Origin of the sequence: Streptomyces sp. NPDC002838 (assembly GCF_040295365.1) — a bacterium.
Lineage (GTDB): Bacteria > Actinomycetota > Actinomycetes > Streptomycetales > Streptomycetaceae > Streptomyces.
In genome coordinates this window covers 79,985-97,353 of sequence record NZ_JBEOVF010000025.1, presented here as the reverse complement: position 1 = coordinate 97,353, position 17,369 = coordinate 79,985, and the positions used below count along the sequence as shown (strand labels likewise).

Sequence of the window (17,369 nt, the reverse complement as noted above, 5' to 3'; positions counted from 1 at the left end):
TCGTGGTCCGTCCCGCGGTCTATCCGAACAGCTTCTTGAGTTCGCGGTTGACGGCCGCGTCGCACCTGTCGAGGGCGGCCTCCGGGTTCATGTTCTTGCGGACGCAGTTGGCGAAGACGTCCTCGAAGGCGGTGCGCATGGCCTGGGTCCAGCCGATGTTGTCGAAGTGCCCGAACTCGTTGAAGAGCTTGACGCCCTCAGCGGCGTTGCCCGACTTGAGCTTGTCGGCGTTCTCCGCGATCGAGGTGCGCGGCGGGATGTGGAAGCCGTAGGAGGTGGCCCAGTCCTCCTGGTACTCCTTCTGGTCGATCCACAGCCACTTGACGTACTCCTTGGCTGCCTCGACGTTCTTGCCCTTGGCGTTGACGAACATCGACCAGCCGCCGTTGTAGACGGACTGCTTGCCGGAGTCCGTGACCTTCGGGAAGGGGAAGACCCCCCAGTCGTCGCCGAGCGCGTCCTGGATCGCCGGCATCGCCCACATGCCGCAGAACTGGATGGCACACAGGCCCTGGTTGAACGAGGAGGGGTCCCAGGACTCGGTCGGAGCGCCGAGGAGAAGGTCGCCGCTGGTGAACAGCTTGCGCATCTTCTTCAGGCCCTCGACGACGCCGTCCGTGTGGTAGGCGATCTCGTTCTTCTCGGTGAGGTGCTGGGCGCCGGCCGACCAGATCAACGTGTCGTTGACGCTGTGCAGGTCGTTGCCCATGTACAGGCCCTTGACCTTGCCGGTGGTGAGCTTGGCGGCGGCCTCCATCAGCTCGTCGAGCGTGGTCGGTACGTCGACGCCCGCCTTATCCAGCATCGACTTGCGGTAGAAGAAGAACTGCGGATCGTCGATCATGCGGACGCCGTATATCTTCCCGTCCACCGTGTGCGACTGGATGTCCGCCGGGTTGAAGTCGTCCTTGACCGGCTCGATGATGTCGGTCAGGTCCGCCACCTGACCGCTCTTGACCATCTGGATCTGCGGGTGGAACTCGAAGAGGTCGGGCGCGTTGTCGGTGAGCAGCGTCGCGAAGAGCTTGCTCTCGAAGTCGGCGCTGGTGATCCACTGCGTGGTCACGTTGGCCTTGTCGTAGGCCTTCGCGTACCTCTTGATGGCCTGCTCGGTCCCGGCCTCACCGTAGGCGTGGAAGTACTGCGTCAGGTTCGTGCCCGAACCGCTGCCCCCGCCCCGTCCGTTGTTGCCACCGCACGCGGCGAGCCCGCCGGCGGCGGCCAGGCCCATGGCGGCCCGCAGTACGTTGCGGCGGTCCCAGTTGCTGTTGCTCAATGCCGACATGCTGACGTCCTTGTCTCTTGTGCCCGGAGCGTGTGTACGGATGTGTGTACGGCTCTTGTGTCCGGATCGTGTGCGGCTTGTATCGGCTGCGGCTCGATGGCTCAGCGCCAGATGGCTCAAAGGGGGTTGCGGTGCGGGACGTTAACCTTCGGCTAAGGCTTCGGCAAGGGGTTGGACGAAGGCTGTTCGAAGCGTTGCATAGCGTTCGGAATATCGGACATGGGGAGTGGTGGGACGCCGCACCAGCGGCCCGCCCCCCCGTGGACTACTGGCGGAACCAGGCCTGGTTGGCCCCTCCGGTGCAGCTGTGAAGGGTCACTTTGCTGCCGTCGGCGGTCGCCTCACCGCACTTCGCGGCGTACGACCACGACTGCCCCGCCCCACCCATGCAGGCGGCGATCGCCGCCCCCGAAACGCTCGCGGTCAGACACTTGCCGGACTGCTTGCCCTGCCAGGCGCCCGTGACGGCGGGCGCGCTGTTCGCGAACGCGACGAGGTCCTCGACGCCGTACTTCGCCGCGTACCCGAGGAAGGTGCGGCCGCCCTTGTCCTTGGACCAGTCGTACGTCCCGTCAGCGCCCCGGAAGTCCTCGGGAGCCCTGGACGGCGTGGTGACCGCCGTACCGCCGCCGCCGATGTTGTCGACGGCCTGGGCGGCGGGCGGGGAAACCTCGGCCGCCATGGGGGGAGCGGCCGAGGCGGTCGGGGCGGATATGAGGGGTCCGGCGACGGCGAGCGCGGCTGCGGCTGTCAGGAGGACCGATCTCCTCGGGTGAGGGCGAAGCATATGCATCCCTTCCGTCGTCATGAAGGTGGTGCGGTGCGGCTTCTTGCGGGGGTCGTGCGTTTTCCGTTTCTCTGCCCGACCGACTGGAGTGCGCCTTCGAGCGCGAAGGTCGCGGCTCCCAGGCACACCGGGTCGGTGGGGATGGGGGAGAGGACGATCTCGGTGGCGGCCAGCGGCCGCCTGAGCGCGTGCCGGGCGACGGCCTCACGCACCTCGGCGAGCAGCGGCTCGCCGAGGGCGGCCGCGACCCAGCTGCTGAGCACGACCACTTCGGGGTTGAACAGGTTGACCAGGTCGGCGATGCCGGCGCCGAGGTAGCGGGCGGTGTCGCGGACCACCTTGAGCGCCACCGGATCGTGCGCGGCGACCCCGCGGGACAGCGCGTCGATGGTGGCCGTCTGGTCCTCCGGGTGCAGCAGCGTGCTGCGGGGGCTGAGCTCCCGCAGGTTCAGCATGATGCCCGGCGCGCCGACGTACGTCTCCACACAGCCGTGGTTGCCGCAGTGGCACAGCCGCCCGTCGAGGACCAGTGTGGTGTGCCCCCACTCGCCGGCGCTGTTGCTCACGCCTCGGTGCAGTCCGCCGCCGAGCACCAGCCCTGCGCCCACTCCGGTGCCGAGGTTGACCACCACGGCGTCCCCGCTCCCGCGCGCGGCCCCGAACCACAGCTCGGCCACCGCGCAGGCGCGCAAGGGGTTGTCCAGGTAGAGGGGGTAGGCGATGTGCTCGGTGAGCAGGTCCAGCAGCGGCACGTCGTGCCAGTCCCAGTTGGGCGCGTACTCCGAGATGCCGGTGGCGCGGTCCACCTGCCCCGGCACGCTCACCCCGACGCCGAGCACCCGCGCGCCCTCGATGCCGGCCTGCGCGACCACCGAGCCGACGGCGGCGGCGACATGGCCGACCACCTGCTCGGGCCGGCTCTCGCCGGGCCGCATCTCCTCGTCGGCGCGGGCCAGCACGTTCAGTGCGAGGTCGAACAGCTCGACATGGACGTACGTCTCCGCGATGTCGACGCCGATCAACGCGCCCCCCGACGCGTTGACGGCCACGAGGCCCCGGGGGCGACCGCCCGCCGAGTCCTCGAACCCGACCTCCGTGATCATCCGGAGGTCGAGCAGCTCACCGACGAGCGTGGCGACCGTGGCGAGGCTCAGGCCGGTGGCGGCCGCCAGCTCCTGCCGAGAGGTGGGCGACTCGGCGATGATCTGGCGCAGCACCTCGTAGCGGTTCGCGGTACGGATGTCACGTGATGTGCGCTTCACCGGGCCTGCCCCATCCCTTCAGCTCATGCCGGGACGACATCGGCACCGGCGCGGCGCAAGGCTATGGGCTGCGAGGACTTTCGACAAGGGCTTAGGAAAGGGGTTTTATAAAGTCAGCCGCCCAGCACCTCCCGGACGAACGCGTTGGCGAATTTGCCCCTCGGGTCCAGGTCGTGCGCGAGGGCCCGGAAGTCGCCCAGGCGCGGATACCGCTCCCGCAGCACCTCTGCCGGCGCGGTGAACACCTTCCCCCAGTGCGGGCGGGCCTCGAACTGGTCCAGGGCCTTCTCCAGTCTCCGCACCACCGGCAGCACCGCCGTCGTGTCCTCGATCCAGGTGAAGTGCAGCGCCACGGTGTCCCGTCCGTACGCCGGGCTCAGCCACTGCTCGTCGGCGGCGACCGTACGCACCTCGCAGGTCTGCAGTACACCGGCGACGGTCTCCCGTATTCCGTCGATCGCATACAGCGCGTCGACGGCATACCGGCGCGGCAGCAGGTACTCCGACTGCAGCTCGGCACCGCTGCTCGGGACGAACTCCGCCCGGAAGTGCGGCAGCCGGTCGTGCCACGGTCCCGGCACCCCGAACTGCTCGGTGCAGTTGACCGCGGGCATCCCCGGCACCGGGTGCGTCTTCTCGGTGGCGGGCGCGGCCCACGGGAAGTCGGACAGCGGCTGGTCGGTGCGTCGCTTGAGCCAGACCTGCCGGAAACCCGGCGCACGCCAGTCGGTGAACAGGCTGACGCTGTAGGCGGACGCCATCACGCTCTCGAACGTCGCGGAGTCCAGCCCGGCGAGGGGGAATTCGGTGAACACGTGCTGCTCGACGTCGAAGGAGGGCTCCAGGTCGAGAGTGAGCGCGGTGACCACCCCGAGGGCGCCCAGGGAGGTCACCGCACCGCCGAAACGCTCGTCCCCCCGCCCGATGATCAGCGTCGAGCCGTCCGCCGTCACGATCTCCACCTCGCGCACCGCCGACGCCAGCGGACCATTGCCGACGCCCGAGCCGTGCGTCCCGGTCGCCACCGACCCGGCCACCGAAATGTGCGGCAGCGAGGCCATGTTGGGCAGCGCGAGGCCATGGGCGTGCACGTGCCGGGCCAGCTCCGCGTAACGGACGCCGCCGCCGACCCGAACCGTACGGGCCGCCGTGTCGACGTCGATCACGGGCGGCAGCGTGGCCAGCGACAGCAGGACGCCGTCGGCGCCCGGCTCGGCGATCTCGTTGAACGAGTGCCCGCTGCCCAGCACCCGCACCTTCGCACTGTCGGCCACAAGGGCGCCGAGCGCGTCGAGCGAGTGCGGCCGGTGCAACTCCTTGGCGGCGTACGTGATGTTGCCCGCCCAGTTCGTGACCGTCTCCGTCATGTCCGTCGTCCCTCCCGGAAGGTACCTGTGCGTTGACCTTCTCATTTACCGCCACCTACCGTAGAGAGCGGTTTCTATCGCCATGTCACCGAGCCGGAAGGCCACCCACTTGACCCGTCCCCAGGCACTGTTCGCCATGACCGCCGAGAACGTGCCGCTCGTCTTCCCGCCCGAGGTCCTGGCGCGGCTGCGGGAGGCCCTGGACATCGATCCCGCCCTGGTGGCACAGGACCTCACCGATCCCCTCGTCGCGAAGACACTCGCCCGCACCGAGATCCTCGTCACCGGCTGGGGCTGCCCCCGCCTCGACACGGCCGTCCTCGACGCGGCCCCCCGGCTGCGCGCGGTCCTGCACTCGGCCGGCTCGGTCAAGAGCTTCGCCACACCCGAGCTGTGGCGGCGCGGCATCGCCGTCTCCTCGGCGGCCGAGGCCAACGCGCTGCCCGTCGCCGAGTACACGCTCGCCATGATCCTGCTGGCCGGCAAGGACGTCTTCGCCGCCCGCGACCGCCTGCGCACCGAACGCGCCTTCCCCGGCTGGGAGCTGGTCCCCGGCATCGGCAACCACGGCCGCCGCGTCGGAGTCATCGGCGCCTCCCGCATCGGCCGCCGCCTCATCGAGTTGCTGCGCCCCTTCGACCTGCGGCCCGCGCTCACCGACCCGTACGTCGACGAGGCCCAGGCCGCCGCGCTCGGCGTACCGCTGCTGGAGCTGGACGACCTCCTGCGCACCTCCGAGATCGTCACTCTGCACGCCCCCGAAACCCCCGAGACCCGGCATCTGATAGGCCGCCGCGAGCTGGCCCTGATGCCCGACGGAGCGGTACTGATCAACACCGCGCGCGGCGGGCTCGTCGACCACGACGCCCTCCTCGCGGAACTGCGCACCGGGCGCCTCACCGCGATCCTCGACGTCACCGACCCCGAACCGCTGCCCGCCGACTCGCCCCTCTTCGACCTTTCGAACGCCTTCATCACCCCCCACCTCGCGGGCTCTCAGGGCAACGAGGTGGCCCGCCTGGGCATCACGGTCGTACAGGAGGCCGTACGGCTGCTGTCGGGTGAGCGACTCGCGTACCCGGTCGATCCGGGGGCCCTGGAGCGGGCGGCGTGAGGGGAATGACTCTGGCGAACACCCCCGTACCGGGGCATATCGCGCGGCGCGAGGGGACCCGGCACGGCTGATGCGAGGGCGGGGGCATACCGTGAGGAGTTGTACGTCCGAACCGGGAGGAGATACGGGATGGGCAGCCGTACCGCGCTGGTCGAGGATCTGATGGAGCGGTTCCCGCACGTACCGCGGGAAGCCGTCTTCAAAGAGGATCTGCTCCGCGGCGGGGTGGCCTTCGACCCATCCGCGCTCAGTGACAACGAGGGCGGGGAGGTGAAGCCGAAGTCGTACTTCATCTTCTCCTTCGACCACGGCACCCTGCCCGAGCTCGGCGAGGCCGCGCTGCGGCGCCCGCCCGAGGAGATCATCCTCACCGGAGGGCCGTACGACCTGCGGCGGACCGTCGTGTCGGTGCGCGTGAACCCCGCCTCGCCGTACCGGGTCGCCGCGAACGAGGACGGCGTGCTCGGGCTCTACCTCGACGGCAAGCGGATCGCCGACGTCGGTGTGCCGCCCATGCCGGAGTACTACCGGCACACACTCGCCAACGGGAAGTCCGTGATGGAGGTCGCCCCGACCATCCAATGGGGCTACCTGATCTACCTCACCGTCTTCCGCGTCTGCCAGTACTTCGGCGCCAAGGAGGAGTGCCAGTACTGCGACATCAACCACAACTGGCGCCAGCACAAGGCCGCCGGGCGCCCGTACACGGGAGTCAAGGACGTCGAGGAGGTCCTCGAAGCCCTGGAGATCATCGACCGGTACGACACCCAGAAGGCGTCCACCGCCTACACGCTCACCGGCGGCGCGATCACGTCGAAGGTCGCCGGGCGTGACGAGGCGGACTTCTACGGGCACTACGCCAAGGCCATCGAGGAGCGGTTCCCGGGCCGCTGGATCGGCAAGGTCGTCGCCCAGGCCCTGCCGAGGGACGACGTACAGCGGTTCAAGGACTACGGCGTGCAGATCTACCACCCCAACTTCGAGGTGTGGGACCGCCGGCTGTTCGAGCTGTACTGCCCGGGCAAGGAGCGCTACGTCGGCCGCGACGAGTGGCACAAGCGCATCCTCGACTCGGCCGACGTCTTCGGCGCCCGCAACGTGATCCCCAACTTCGTGGCGGGCGTGGAGATGGCCGAGCCCTTCGGCTTCACCACCGTCGACGAGGCGATCGCCTCCACCACCGAGGGCCTGCGCTTCTTCATGTCGCACGGCATCACGCCCCGCTTCACCACCTGGTGCCCGGAGCCGACGACCCCGCTCGGCAAGGCCAACCCGCAGGGCGCGCCGCTGGAGTACCACATCCGTCTGCTGGAGGCCTACCGCGCCACCATGGACGACTTCGGCCTCTCGTCGCCCCCCGGGTACGGCCCGCCCGGCCCCGGCCGCGCGGTCTTCTCCGTCAGCTCGTTCATGGACAGTCTTCCGGCGGCAGAACCGGTCGAGGTGTAACCGTCGGCGTCAGCGTTCGCCACGGGTGGCGGGCCTGCCGCGTCGACGGCCCGATCCGAGTGGACCGGCATCGATACTTTCCGGCCTTCCTTACGTATAACTCACAGAGCAACCAACTCACAGAGCAACGAGGAGTGGCCGCAGGAACACCGTACGGAGGCCCTGGCCATCGACGGACGGGGCGTCGAGGTGGTGTACTCCAACCGGTGGACGGAGACGGGATGCGCGGTCCGGGCGTGCGGAGCCCGGTCGCACAACCGCCCGTCATCGGATTTGAATACCCCGCTTGTCAGTTGTGTGGGAGGCGTGAAAAGCTCGTGTCCTGCCGCGAGGTTCCCCCCAACTCCTTTGCCAGTATGGCGAGTTGACCTCGCTTTTGAATGCAGGAGACCCATGCCCGACCTGCCGACTCCCCAGGACACCGCCGAGGCCGCGCTGTTCTCCGAGTGCTGGGATGCCGTGCTCTCCTACGCCGACCTGTGCACGGCCGGCTCCACCGCGGCCACCCAACTGGCCACGGAGGCATTCTCCCTCGGCATGCGCGAGGCCCGCGCCGCGGAGGCCCTTCCGGCCCGCAGCGCCGGCCGCCGCCCCGCCCGCCTGCCCAGGATCCCCCTGCTGCTGACCGCCGTACGCGAGACGGCGGCGGACTGGGAGACCCAGGGGCACGGCCACAGGCTCGACCCGGAACTGCGCCTGTGGCTCAACTCGGACAAGGCCGCCCGCTACACCGGACCCCCGCTGAGCCGCCCGCTCGCACTGCGCGGACTGCGCGACCTCCAGGCAGCCGACGCGGAACTGCTGTGGCTGGCCGAGGTGGAGGCGCTGCCGCTGTCCGCGGTGGCCCGCCGACTCGGCCTCGACCCGGCCACGGTGCCCGACGAACTCGCCGAGGTGCGCCGCCTGTTCCGGGACCGCTGCCACCGCAACCACCTCGACACGCCGATGGACGCGCAGTGCCGCAGCTACGCCCGGCTGCTCGACGCGGTCACCCGGTCACCGGCCGCCGACACCCCGAACGACCTCTCCCGGCACCTCGCACGCTGCGTGGAGTGCGCCGAGGCCGCCGCGTGCCTGCGGCTGCACGGCGGCGGCCTGCCCGCGGCCCTGGCCGGCGGAGTGATCGGCTGGGGCGGACTCGCCTACCTGGAGCGACGCAGAAGGGCCGCCGAGGTCCGCCTCGGAGCCGGGCGCCCCGCACCGGCCGACGGCGACGGCGCGCCCCCGAACCCCGGCGCGCACAAGGCGCGCGTCGTGCGCAACGGGCTCCTCGTCGCCGCGGTCCTCGTCTCCCTGCTGGCACTCGCCGTGTCGATGATGCCGGGCGGCACCGACAGCGGCGTCACACCCGCAGACGCGTCCGACCGCGAGCCGGTGGCCGCCGACCCCGGCGTGTCCGTGCCGCCCCTCTCACCGCTGCCGTCCGGCTCCCCGAAGCCGTCGGACACCGGGGCGACGGGCAAGCCCGAGGAATCCGACGGCGAGAACCCCGCGACCACACCCCAGGGCACGTCGTCGTCCACGGCTGCCGGCGGTGGCGCCCCGGACCCCGACAAGAGCGAGCCGCCCACGTGCCGGTTCCAGTACGACCTGGTCAGCGAATGGCCCGACGGCTTCCAGGCCACCGTGACGGTGACCACCGAGCGTCCGCTGGACACTTGGCGCGTCGCCTGGTCCTTCCGCGACGGCCAGAAGGTCGGCCAGATGTGGGACGCGAGCTTCGCCCAGAACGACGCCCGGGTGACCGCCACGGCCGCCGACTACAACAAGTCGGTCCCGGCGGACGGCTCCCTGGCCTTCGGCTTCCTGGCGTCGTGGCAGGGGAAGAACTCGCCGGCGTACGGGTTCACGTTGAACGGGCACCGCTGCGCGAAGGCGTGAGGGCCCGCAGGCACGCGTGAGGGCGAAAACGCGTTGACGGGGCGCCGTGAGGGCGGGTTAAAGTTGCCGCGCGTCACGGCGAACCGTGTCGTCGAGCGAGAGCGTATGAGGAGGTGTCGACCGATGGCTGTCATTGAGACGGGCACTGCCCGCATCCAGGAATCCATCAAGTCCACCTCCGTGGCCGCCGGCTGACACACCGACTCCTTTCCTTCCGCGCGCCTGAGCGCGTGGCTGCCGGGGCCGCCCTTGTGAAGGGTCACCCTTGCCTTCCACCTCTCTCTTCTCCGCCTACTCCGCTCTCGCTCCCTACGGCTGGGACGAGGCGTGGGCGGACGAGTTCGCCCCTTACGAGTCCGAGGGGCTGCTGCCCGGGCGCGTGATCCGGGTCGACCGCGGGCAGTGCGACGTGGTCACCGCCGGCGGGATCGTCCGGGCGGACACCGCGTTCGTCACCCCGCACGATCCGATGCGGGTCGTGTGCACCGGCGACTGGGTCGCCGTCGAACCCGGCGGCAATCCGCGCTACGTACGGACGTATCTGCCGCGCCGTACCGCCTTCGTGCGTTCCACCTCCTCCAAGCGGTCCGAGGGGCAGATCCTCGCGGCCAACGTCGACCACGCGATCGTCGCCGTGTCGCTGGCCGTCGAACTCGACCTCGGGCGCATCGAGCGCTTCCTCGCGCTGGCCTGGGAGTCCGGGGCGCAGCCCGTGGTCGTGCTGACCAAGGCCGACCTCGTGCCGGACGCGGTGACGCTGGCGCACCTCGTGCAGGACGTGGAGACGTCGGCGCCGGGGGTGCCGGTGGTGCCGGTCAGCGCGATGGGCGGGGACGGGCTCGATGCCCTGGTCGCCGTCGTCTCCGGTGGTACCTCCGTGCTGCTCGGGCAGTCCGGTGCGGGCAAGTCCACCCTCGCGAACGCGCTGCTGGGGGAGGACGTCATGGAGGTCCAGGCCGCGCGGGACGTGGACGGCAAGGGCCGTCATACGACAACCACCCGCAATCTGCTCGCGCTGCCCGGCGGCGGTGTACTGATCGACACGCCGGGGCTTCGAGGTGTCGGACTGTGGGACGCCGAGAGCGGGGTCGGGCAGGTCTTCTCCGAGATCGAGGAGCTGGCCGAGCAGTGCCGGTTCCACGACTGCGCGCACGAGAGTGAGCCGGGGTGCGCGGTGCTGGCCGCGATCGACTCCGGTGAGCTGCCCCAGCGACGGTTGGACAGCTATCGGAAGCTCATCCGGGAGAACCAGCGGATCGTCGCCAAGACCGATGCGAGGCTCCGGGCGGAGATCCGGCGGGACTGGAAGCGGAAGGGGGCGGAGGGGCGGGCGGCCATGGAGGTGAAGCGCGGGCGCTGGAAGTAAGGAGCAGATGGGCCGGTGGGTCAGCTCCACGTCCGATTTCCGCTAGCCCGTGCCCCGGTCACCGTCGACACTGGATGTCGTGATGGACGAAGACACCAGGTACGAAGCGGTGCGGAGTCGGGACGGGCGGTTCGACGGGGAGTTCTTCTTCGCCGTCGTGACGACCGGGATCTACTGCCGGCCCAGCTGCCCGGCGGTGACGCCGAAGCGGCACAACGTCCGGTTCTTCGCGACGGCCGCCGCCGCGCAGGGCTCGGGTTTCCGGGCCTGCCGGCGGTGCCGGCCGGACGCCGTGCCCGGCTCCGCCGAGTGGAACGTCCGCGCGGATGTCGTGGGGCGGGCCATGCGGCTGATCGGTGATGGTGTCGTCGACCGGGAGGGCGTCGCCGGGCTCGCCGCACGGCTCGGCTACAGCGCGCGGCAGGTGCAGCGTCAGCTCACCGCCGAGCTCGGCGCCGGACCCGTCGCCCTCGCCCGGGCCCAGCGGGCGCACACCGCGCGTGTGCTGCTGCAGACCACCGACCTGGCGATCACGCAGATCGCGTTCGCGTCCGGGTTCGCCAGCGTGCGCCAGTTCAACGACACGATGCGGGAGATCTACGCCTCGACGCCGAGCGAGCTGCGGGCCGCCGCCCCGCACGGCGGCCGGGCCGCCCGGCGTACGGCCACACCGACCGCGGGGATCCCGCTGCGGCTCGCCCACCGGGGGCCGTACCAGGCGGGCGCCGTCTTCGACCTGCTGGAGGGCGAGGCCGTGGCCGGTGCAGAGGAGGTGAGCGGGCCGCGCGGGCGGCGGACGTACCGCCGTACCCTGCGCCTTCCGCACGGCACCGGCATCGTCGCCGTCGACGAGCGGCCGGGCTCGGCGAGGTCCGCGTCCGGCGCCCATCCGGGCGGCTGGCTGGACGCCCTGCTGCAGCTCACCGACCCCCGCGACCTGACCACCGCCGTCCAGCGGCTGCGACGGCTGTTCGACCTCGACGCCGATCCGTACGCCGTGGACGAGCGGCTCGGCGCCGACGAACGGCTCGCCCCGCTCGTCGCCGCCCGCCCCGGACTGCGGTCGCCCGGCGCCGCCGACCCGGAGGAGCTCGCGGTGCGGGCACTGGTGGGGCGTACGGAGGCCGAGCGACTGGTGCGGCGGTACGGCAAGGCGCTCGACGCCCCCTGCGGCAGCCTCACCCACGTCTTCCCCGAACCGGCCGTCCTCGCCGAGGCCGAGCCGGACGGCACCCTGGGCGCGCTCGCAGCCGCCCTCGCCGACGGCGCCGTACGCCTGGACCCGGGCGCCGACCGCGACGACGCGCAGGACGCCCTGCTCGCCGTGCCCGGCCTGGACGCCCACACCGTCGCCGCGATCCGCACCCGCGCCCTCGGCGACCCGGACGTCGCCCCGCCCGGCCCGGACATCCCCGACACCTGGCGCCCCTGGCGCTCATACGCCCTGCGACACCTGCGTGCGGCAGGGGAGTTGGAGTACTGATGACCATCGAGACGCACTACACGACCGTGGACAGCCCCGTCGGCGGGCTCCTGCTGACCGCCGGCCCGGACGGCACCCTGACCTCCCTCTCCGTGCCCGGCCAGAAGAACGGCCGTACCGTCCAGGACGGTTGGCGGCACGACCCGACCCTTTTCCGCGCGGCCGAGGAACAGCTCGCCGCCTACTTCGCCGGGGACCTGAAGGAGTTCCGGCTGGAGTTGCGGAGCGAGGGCAGCGAGTTCCGGGAGAGGGTGTGGGCCGCCCTGGAGACCGTGCCGTACGGGGCGACCGCGACGTACGGCGAGATCGCCGCGCTGGTCGGCGCCTCTCGGGCCGCTGTACGCGCCGTCGGCGGTGCGATCGGCGCGAACCCGCTGCTGATCGTCCGCCCGTGCCACCGGGTGATCGGGGCCGACGGGTCTCTGACCGGGTATGCGGGCGGCCTGGAGCGCAAGACGCGGCTGCTCACGCTCGAAGGTGCGCTCTAGTCGTCGTCCTCCAGCCCCCAGCTGTGGATCCGCCGCGGAAGGATGCGGATCAGCTCCTCGCTGAAGTGCGGACCCAAGTCGTGCGGACCGACGAGGAGTTCTGCCTCACCGCGGATGTCGATGCCGCGTACCTTCCACGGCCTCAGGCTGACGATGTCGTCGACGACCAGGGCGACCTTCGGGTTCTTCCGCAGGTTGCGCCACTTCTTGGTGGTGCCCATGGCGTAGCCGCCGATGAGGATGGTCCCGTCGTCCCGCGGGTAGAAGCCGACCGGGTTCGCCTGTGGCTGCCCGTGCTGGTCGACGGTGGCCAGGCGCCCGAGCCGCTGCGACTTCAGGTACGCGAGTTCGGCCTCGCTGAATTCGGTCATGGCAGCCAGCCAAACACTCCGGCTCCGCCCGGCGCATCGGAACCTCGTCCTACGTCCCGGGACCTACGGCGGGACCCACGCGGCGAGGGACCGGTTCACCCCCACAGCACCGCCCCCAGCCACGCCCCCATGATCAGCAGGCAGGTGAACAGCTCCGTCAGCACGCTGGAGCCGCCCGAGCGCATCGCCGTCCGCAGCGCCGCCATGGCCTCGCCGTGCCGGCCGAGCCGCAGGCGTTCGCAGAGGTAGATGCCGCCCACGAAGCCGGGGATCGCGCCGAGCACGGGGATCAGGAAGAAGCCGACGAACGCCCCCACGCCGGCGTACACCGCCATCCGGGGGGTGGCGCCGCTCGTGCGCAGCCGTCGGGGCGGCAGTGCCCAGCGCACCACCTGGGAGAGGAGCAGCGCGACGGTGCTGGCCACGAGCACGCCCCAGGCCAGCGGCTGCGGATCCTTCAGCGCCCACCACAGGACCGCGGACCACACCAGCCACGACCCCGGCACACCGGGCACCAGCACTCCGCCCACGCCGAGCAGCATGACCAGGCCGACCAGCAGGAGGTCCACCACTCCCATTTGTCCAGAGTGCCGGAGTACGGGAGAAGGCGCAGGCCGGCCATGTTCACTCGGGCCGCTCCCGGGTCACCCATTCCCGCTCGTACGCGTGCCATCCCAGCTGCAGCCGGGTCGTGGCACCGGTCAGCTCCATCAGCCGCTTCACCCGGCGCTGCACGGTCCTCAGGCCCAGGTCGAGGTGTTTGGCGACGCTCGCGTCGGTCAGTCCGGCCAGCAGCAGGGACAGCACCTCCAGGTCGACGCCGTCGGGGGCGTCCGGCCCCCGCTCGGTGACGCCGCGCGCGCCGAGCCGGAGCGGCAGCGCGTCCCGCCACGCCGACTCGAACACGCCCGACAGCAGCTCCAGCAGCCCGCTCGCGCGCACGACCAGCGCGGCGGGCTCCGCGGTGTGCGGGGTGAGCGGCAGCAGGGCGAGCGAACGGTCGGCGACCACCAGCTTGGTGGGCACCTTGTCCACCACCCGCACCTGCTCCCCGCGGCCGAGCGCGGCGGTCAGCCCGGTGATCCCGTCCGGCAGGTCCAGCACCGACCGCTCGACGACCACGCGGTGGCGGACCCCGCGCTCGGCCGCCCGCTCCTCCGCGTCGGTCCCTTCGGGAGACACGACGACCGGATGGCCGGTGACCAGCGTGCACACCTCCTCGCGCGCCCCGAGCCGGAGCTGGAGGAAGCGCTGCGACAGCGCGGCCGCGCCGGTCACCACCTCGACCAGGTCGGGTACGGCGGGCAGGCCGGCGGCGCCCACGGACACCAGCGCCCGGTACGCCGACTCGTGCGTCTCGTCGAGACCTGTGGCTCCCAGCACCTGGCGCCGCCCCTCCCTGACAACAAGAACCCGCCTCGGCACATCATCGCCTTCGGACCGGCGTTCGGGGGCTCACTCGGCATCCTGTTCGATGCGCCGTGGCTCCCCGGATTTTCCGGTTGCCCCGTTTTCATATGGCCCGTGCGGTGGACAATTAGGGGCATGAACCAGCAGGGGGGAAGGCCCACCGGTCACGAGGACGACTGGTGGGGCCAGCTGTACGACGACTCCACCGCGGACACGGGCCCCACGGCCACGCCCGACTCACTGGACGACCGGTTCGCCTCGGCGGTGGAGGCGGTGGAGGCGGTGGACGCGGTGGATGCCGTGAATACGGCGGACGAGCCGCCGCGCCCGGCGCGGTCGGGCGTTCCGGCGCAACGGCGTGCCCCCTGGGAGCCGCCACCCGACCCTCCTCCGGGCCCCGCGACCTTCCCGCCCGGACCGAAGCCACCGGGATTCGAGGAACAGACCCCCCGGGGCCGTACGCCCTCCCCGACCGGTGGCCGCACCTCGACGGAGGCCCGCACACCCACCGCGCCGGTCGCCCCGGCCACGCCCCCACCCCCGTCCGCGCCACCTCCCCCGCCGCCTCCGTTCGGCCCACCGCAGCCCGCGGCCCCGCCGCCCACACCGGAGGACACGGCGGACCCCCCACACCCCGCCGGCCCGACGCCGCAGCGCCCGCCCGCGGACCCCTCGCCCCCCGCCGACCCCGCCCCGCAGGGCCCCCGCACCGCCACCCGCGTCGACCTCCCCGTGCTCCCGCCCGAGCCCCTCGACTACGTCGGCTCCGGACCGCCCACCTACGAGGCCGAACCCACCGCCCTGCCCCCCGCCGACCCGGACGAACTCGACGATCTGGTCGCGGACACCGTCCTCGACGGAGCCCGGTACGGGCCCTGCACGCTGCGGGCCGTCTCCGTCCGTGGGGACTCCGCGCGGTTTCGGGGCGAGCCGCGCCGGGACTCCCTCCTCACCGCCCGCTTCGGCTCCGGCGAGCACGCGCTGGTCCTGGTGGCGATGGCGACCGGTGCCCGCGCCACGCCGGGCGCGCACCGCGCGGCCGCCGAGGCCTGCCACTGGATCGGCCAGGCCGTCGGCCGCAGTCACGCACGGCTCGCCGAGGACATAAGGGCCGGCCGCCGCGGCGATCTGAAGTCCGGCCTGCACCGTCTCACCGACCGCAGCCTCGGCAAGCTCCGCGCCGGCGCCGCCGAGCAGGGCATCGATCCGGATGAGTACGCGGCCACCCTGCGCTGCCTGCTGCTCCCCGCCGACCCCGGGTGCCGTACGCGTGTGTTCTTCGGCGTCGGCGCGGGCGGACTGTTCCGGCTCAGGGACGGCGAGTGGCAGGACATCGAGCCGCGCGTCCAGGACGTCACCGGCGAGCCCGTGGTCGGCTTCGGCTCCCTGCCCTCCGAGACGCCGGAGGGTGACCGGCTCACCATGGACCTGGGCATACCCACGCCCCCGAGCCCGTACGAGCCCGCCCCCTCACCGCTGCGTGAACCCTTCCGCTTCCGTGCCTCCGTCGCCCGCCCGGGCGACACGCTCCTGATGTGCACCGGCGGCCTGGCCGAGCCGCTGCGGGGCGAGCCGGAGCTGTGCGAGTACCTGACCGGCCGGTGGTCCGGCCCCACCCCGCCGGGCCTCGCCGCGTTCCTCGCCGACGCCCAGGTGAGGGTCAAGGGGTACTCGGACGACCGTACGGCTGCCGCCGTTTGGGAGGCCTGACCTGCAGCCTCATCAGGCGTACGGCGCCCACTGGCGCGTCGACGTGTCGTACGCGTAGCGCGGCAGCCCCTTGATGGCGCTCGTGCGGAACGGGCTGCCGTGGTCGTCGATGCGGACCGTGCCGGTGCGGCCCTGGGAGGACCAGTCCAGCTCCAGGTACCAGCGGCAGTCGCAGCCCTCGGTGCGGGCGGTGACCAGCAGCACCTCGGGGTCCTCGGCGGAGACGCGGTAGGGCAGGCGCATGGCCGGGATCGGCGTGCCCGTGTCGTTGCCGTCGACCGGATGGGCGATGGGGCGGTCGATGTCCAGGTCGACACCGAAGTAGCGGGGGGTGACCGCACCGCCGCAGCCGTTGTCCATGGCGTAGGCGTTGCCCGAGGCGGGGTCCGCGCGTCCGACGACCCGGACGCGCAGTGCCTCCAGGACTACGGCCGTGGAGGTCCGCCCCTGCACCGAGATCCGTACGTTCGTCTCGCGTCCGTGCACCGCGCTCTGGGTTCCCGCCCAGGTTCCGGCGTCCTGCGGGGCCGGAGGCGGGGGGACCTGCCGCGGCGGCTTGGCGATGACGTAGTCGTGACCGCAGCCCATCGCCCAGACCTGGGAGTCGGCGGTCCAGGTGAGGGGGACGGCGGCGGAGGCGGCGGGCCGGTCCGACGTGCCGCTTCCGGAAGGGGCGCGGCTCTCGGCGGGCGATTTTCCGGAGGGCTTCGCCGGGGTGCCCTCGGCCGGGGAGGAGGAGGGGGAGGGCGACCGGGTGCCGGCGGAGGGGCTCGGCGAAGTGGTCGTCGGGCGGTGGGGTGCGCCCGGCGCCGTCATCCGGGACGGGCCCGTGGCCTGGGCCCGCGCGGGGGCGTCCGCCGGGGAGCGACCGCCGGACGGCAGGGCCGAGAGGCTGCCCAGGGTGGCGAGGAGCACCGCCGCGACGGCCGTGCCCACCAGGGTGCGCCGGCGGCGGTACCAGGGGCGGGGTGGGGGAGCGGGATCGTCCTTCGCGGGAGCGGGATCCTCCTTCGCGCCGGGTTCCTCCGACGGCTCCGAAGCATCGTCCTGCGCCGCGGGCGCCGTACGGGGCCGCTGCCGTGCCGCCACCGCCGGGAGCCATAACCGGTGCAGTTGCAGCCGCTCCTGCGCCGACGCCCCGCACAACGCGGCGAACCGCTCCACCGGGGCGAAGTCCACGGGGACCGCCTCACCGGCGCAGTAGCGGTGCAGCGTGGAGGTGTTCATGTTCAGACGGCGGGCCAGCGAACCGTAACTGCGGTCCGTGCGCTCCTTCAGCCGTCGCAGCAGCGCCGCGAACTCCTCGACGTCCTCGTGTGGTTCCGACACCGCTCCCCCGTGTCCTCCCGACCCGGGACGGCGTCCCAGGCACTCCCTGTACCTGCACGTCAGACGG

The 17,369-nt window shown here is 72.0% G+C and carries 15 protein-coding genes; 7 read left to right on the top strand and 8 right to left on the bottom strand.

Annotated elements, in window-relative coordinates:
* Nucleotides 1–19 precede the first annotated feature (19 nt).
* The 4 genes from ABT063_RS28875 to ABT063_RS28860 all read right to left on the bottom strand — a co-directional run bounded on the left by ABT063_RS28875 (nucleotide 20) and on the right by ABT063_RS28860 (nucleotide 4,701).
* Nucleotides 20–1,285: an ABC transporter substrate-binding protein gene (locus ABT063_RS28875; protein ID WP_351062184.1), complete on the bottom strand. Its 1,266-nt coding sequence runs from the start codon at nucleotides 1,283–1,285 to the stop codon at nucleotides 20–22.
* A gap of 265 nt (nucleotides 1,286–1,550) precedes the next feature.
* Nucleotides 1,551–1,967: a glycoside hydrolase gene (locus tag ABT063_RS28870; RefSeq protein WP_351062182.1), complete on the bottom strand. Its 417-nt coding sequence runs from the start codon at nucleotides 1,965–1,967 to the stop codon at nucleotides 1,551–1,553.
* Between the two features lie 122 nt (nucleotides 1,968–2,089).
* Nucleotides 2,090–3,334, bottom strand: a complete 1,245-nt coding sequence (locus ABT063_RS28865; protein WP_351062181.1) for an ROK family transcriptional regulator — start codon at nucleotides 3,332–3,334, stop codon at nucleotides 2,090–2,092.
* Nucleotides 3,335–3,447: 113 nt separating this feature from the next.
* Nucleotides 3,448–4,701: an FAD-binding protein gene (locus ABT063_RS28860; RefSeq protein ID WP_351062180.1), complete on the bottom strand. Its 1,254-nt coding sequence runs from the start codon at nucleotides 4,699–4,701 to the stop codon at nucleotides 3,448–3,450.
* A gap of 136 nt (nucleotides 4,702–4,837) precedes the next feature.
* On the opposite strand from ABT063_RS28860, the gene ABT063_RS28855 reads away from it, so the two are divergent.
* The 6 genes from ABT063_RS28855 to ABT063_RS28830 all read left to right on the top strand — a co-directional run bounded on the left by ABT063_RS28855 (nucleotide 4,838) and on the right by ABT063_RS28830 (nucleotide 12,482).
* Nucleotides 4,838–5,815 (top strand): hydroxyacid dehydrogenase, encoded by a 978-nt coding sequence (locus tag ABT063_RS28855; RefSeq protein ID WP_351062258.1) that lies wholly within the window; start codon nucleotides 4,838–4,840, stop codon nucleotides 5,813–5,815.
* 129 nt (nucleotides 5,816–5,944) lie between these two features.
* Entirely contained in the window at nucleotides 5,945–7,264 is a 1,320-nt protein-coding gene (locus tag ABT063_RS28850; RefSeq protein WP_351062179.1) for a radical SAM protein, read from the top strand.
* A 393-nt stretch (nucleotides 7,265–7,657) separates the two neighbouring features.
* Nucleotides 7,658–9,145: a cellulose binding domain-containing protein gene (locus tag ABT063_RS28845; RefSeq protein WP_351062177.1), complete on the top strand. Its 1,488-nt coding sequence runs from the start codon at nucleotides 7,658–7,660 to the stop codon at nucleotides 9,143–9,145.
* A gap of 265 nt (nucleotides 9,146–9,410) precedes the next feature.
* The gene (rsgA, locus tag ABT063_RS28840; protein WP_351062175.1) at nucleotides 9,411–10,511 is read left to right on the top strand and encodes a ribosome small subunit-dependent GTPase A; all 1,101 of its coding nucleotides are present in this window, start codon (nucleotides 9,411–9,413) and stop codon (nucleotides 10,509–10,511) included.
* A gap of 82 nt (nucleotides 10,512–10,593) precedes the next feature.
* Nucleotides 10,594–11,994, top strand: a complete 1,401-nt coding sequence (locus ABT063_RS28835) for a DNA-3-methyladenine glycosylase 2 family protein (protein WP_351062256.1) — start codon at nucleotides 10,594–10,596, stop codon at nucleotides 11,992–11,994.
* A complete protein-coding gene (locus tag ABT063_RS28830; RefSeq protein ID WP_351062174.1) occupies nucleotides 11,994–12,482 on the top strand; it encodes a methylated-DNA--[protein]-cysteine S-methyltransferase in 489 nt (162 codons plus the stop codon). The genes ABT063_RS28835 and ABT063_RS28830 overlap by 1 nt, the downstream gene beginning before the upstream one ends.
* Here the strand turns inward: ABT063_RS28830 and ABT063_RS28825 are convergent.
* The 3 genes from ABT063_RS28825 to ABT063_RS28815 form a co-directional block, all read right to left on the bottom strand.
* Nucleotides 12,479–12,853: a PPOX class F420-dependent oxidoreductase gene (locus tag ABT063_RS28825; RefSeq protein WP_351062172.1), complete on the bottom strand. Its 375-nt coding sequence runs from the start codon at nucleotides 12,851–12,853 to the stop codon at nucleotides 12,479–12,481. The genes ABT063_RS28830 and ABT063_RS28825 overlap by 4 nt on opposite strands.
* A 95-nt stretch (nucleotides 12,854–12,948) precedes the next feature.
* Nucleotides 12,949–13,431, bottom strand: a complete 483-nt coding sequence (locus tag ABT063_RS28820) for a DUF456 domain-containing protein (RefSeq protein ID WP_351062170.1) — start codon at nucleotides 13,429–13,431, stop codon at nucleotides 12,949–12,951.
* A gap of 46 nt (nucleotides 13,432–13,477) precedes the next feature.
* Nucleotides 13,478–14,236 carry a LuxR family transcriptional regulator gene (locus ABT063_RS28815; RefSeq protein WP_351062168.1) on the bottom strand — a complete coding sequence of 253 codons (759 nt, stop codon included), beginning with the start codon at nucleotides 14,234–14,236 and terminating at the stop codon, nucleotides 13,478–13,480.
* 162 nt (nucleotides 14,237–14,398) lie between these two features.
* Between ABT063_RS28815 and ABT063_RS28810 the strand changes: the two genes are divergently transcribed.
* Nucleotides 14,399–15,973: a protein phosphatase 2C domain-containing protein gene (locus ABT063_RS28810; RefSeq protein WP_351062166.1), complete on the top strand. Its 1,575-nt coding sequence runs from the start codon at nucleotides 14,399–14,401 to the stop codon at nucleotides 15,971–15,973.
* A 12-nt stretch (nucleotides 15,974–15,985) separates the two neighbouring features.
* On the opposite strand, the gene ABT063_RS28805 is transcribed toward ABT063_RS28810, so the two are convergent.
* Entirely contained in the window at nucleotides 15,986–17,302 is a 1,317-nt protein-coding gene (locus tag ABT063_RS28805; RefSeq protein ID WP_351062164.1) for a helix-turn-helix domain-containing protein, read from the bottom strand.
* Nucleotides 17,303–17,369: the final 67 nt, after the last annotated feature.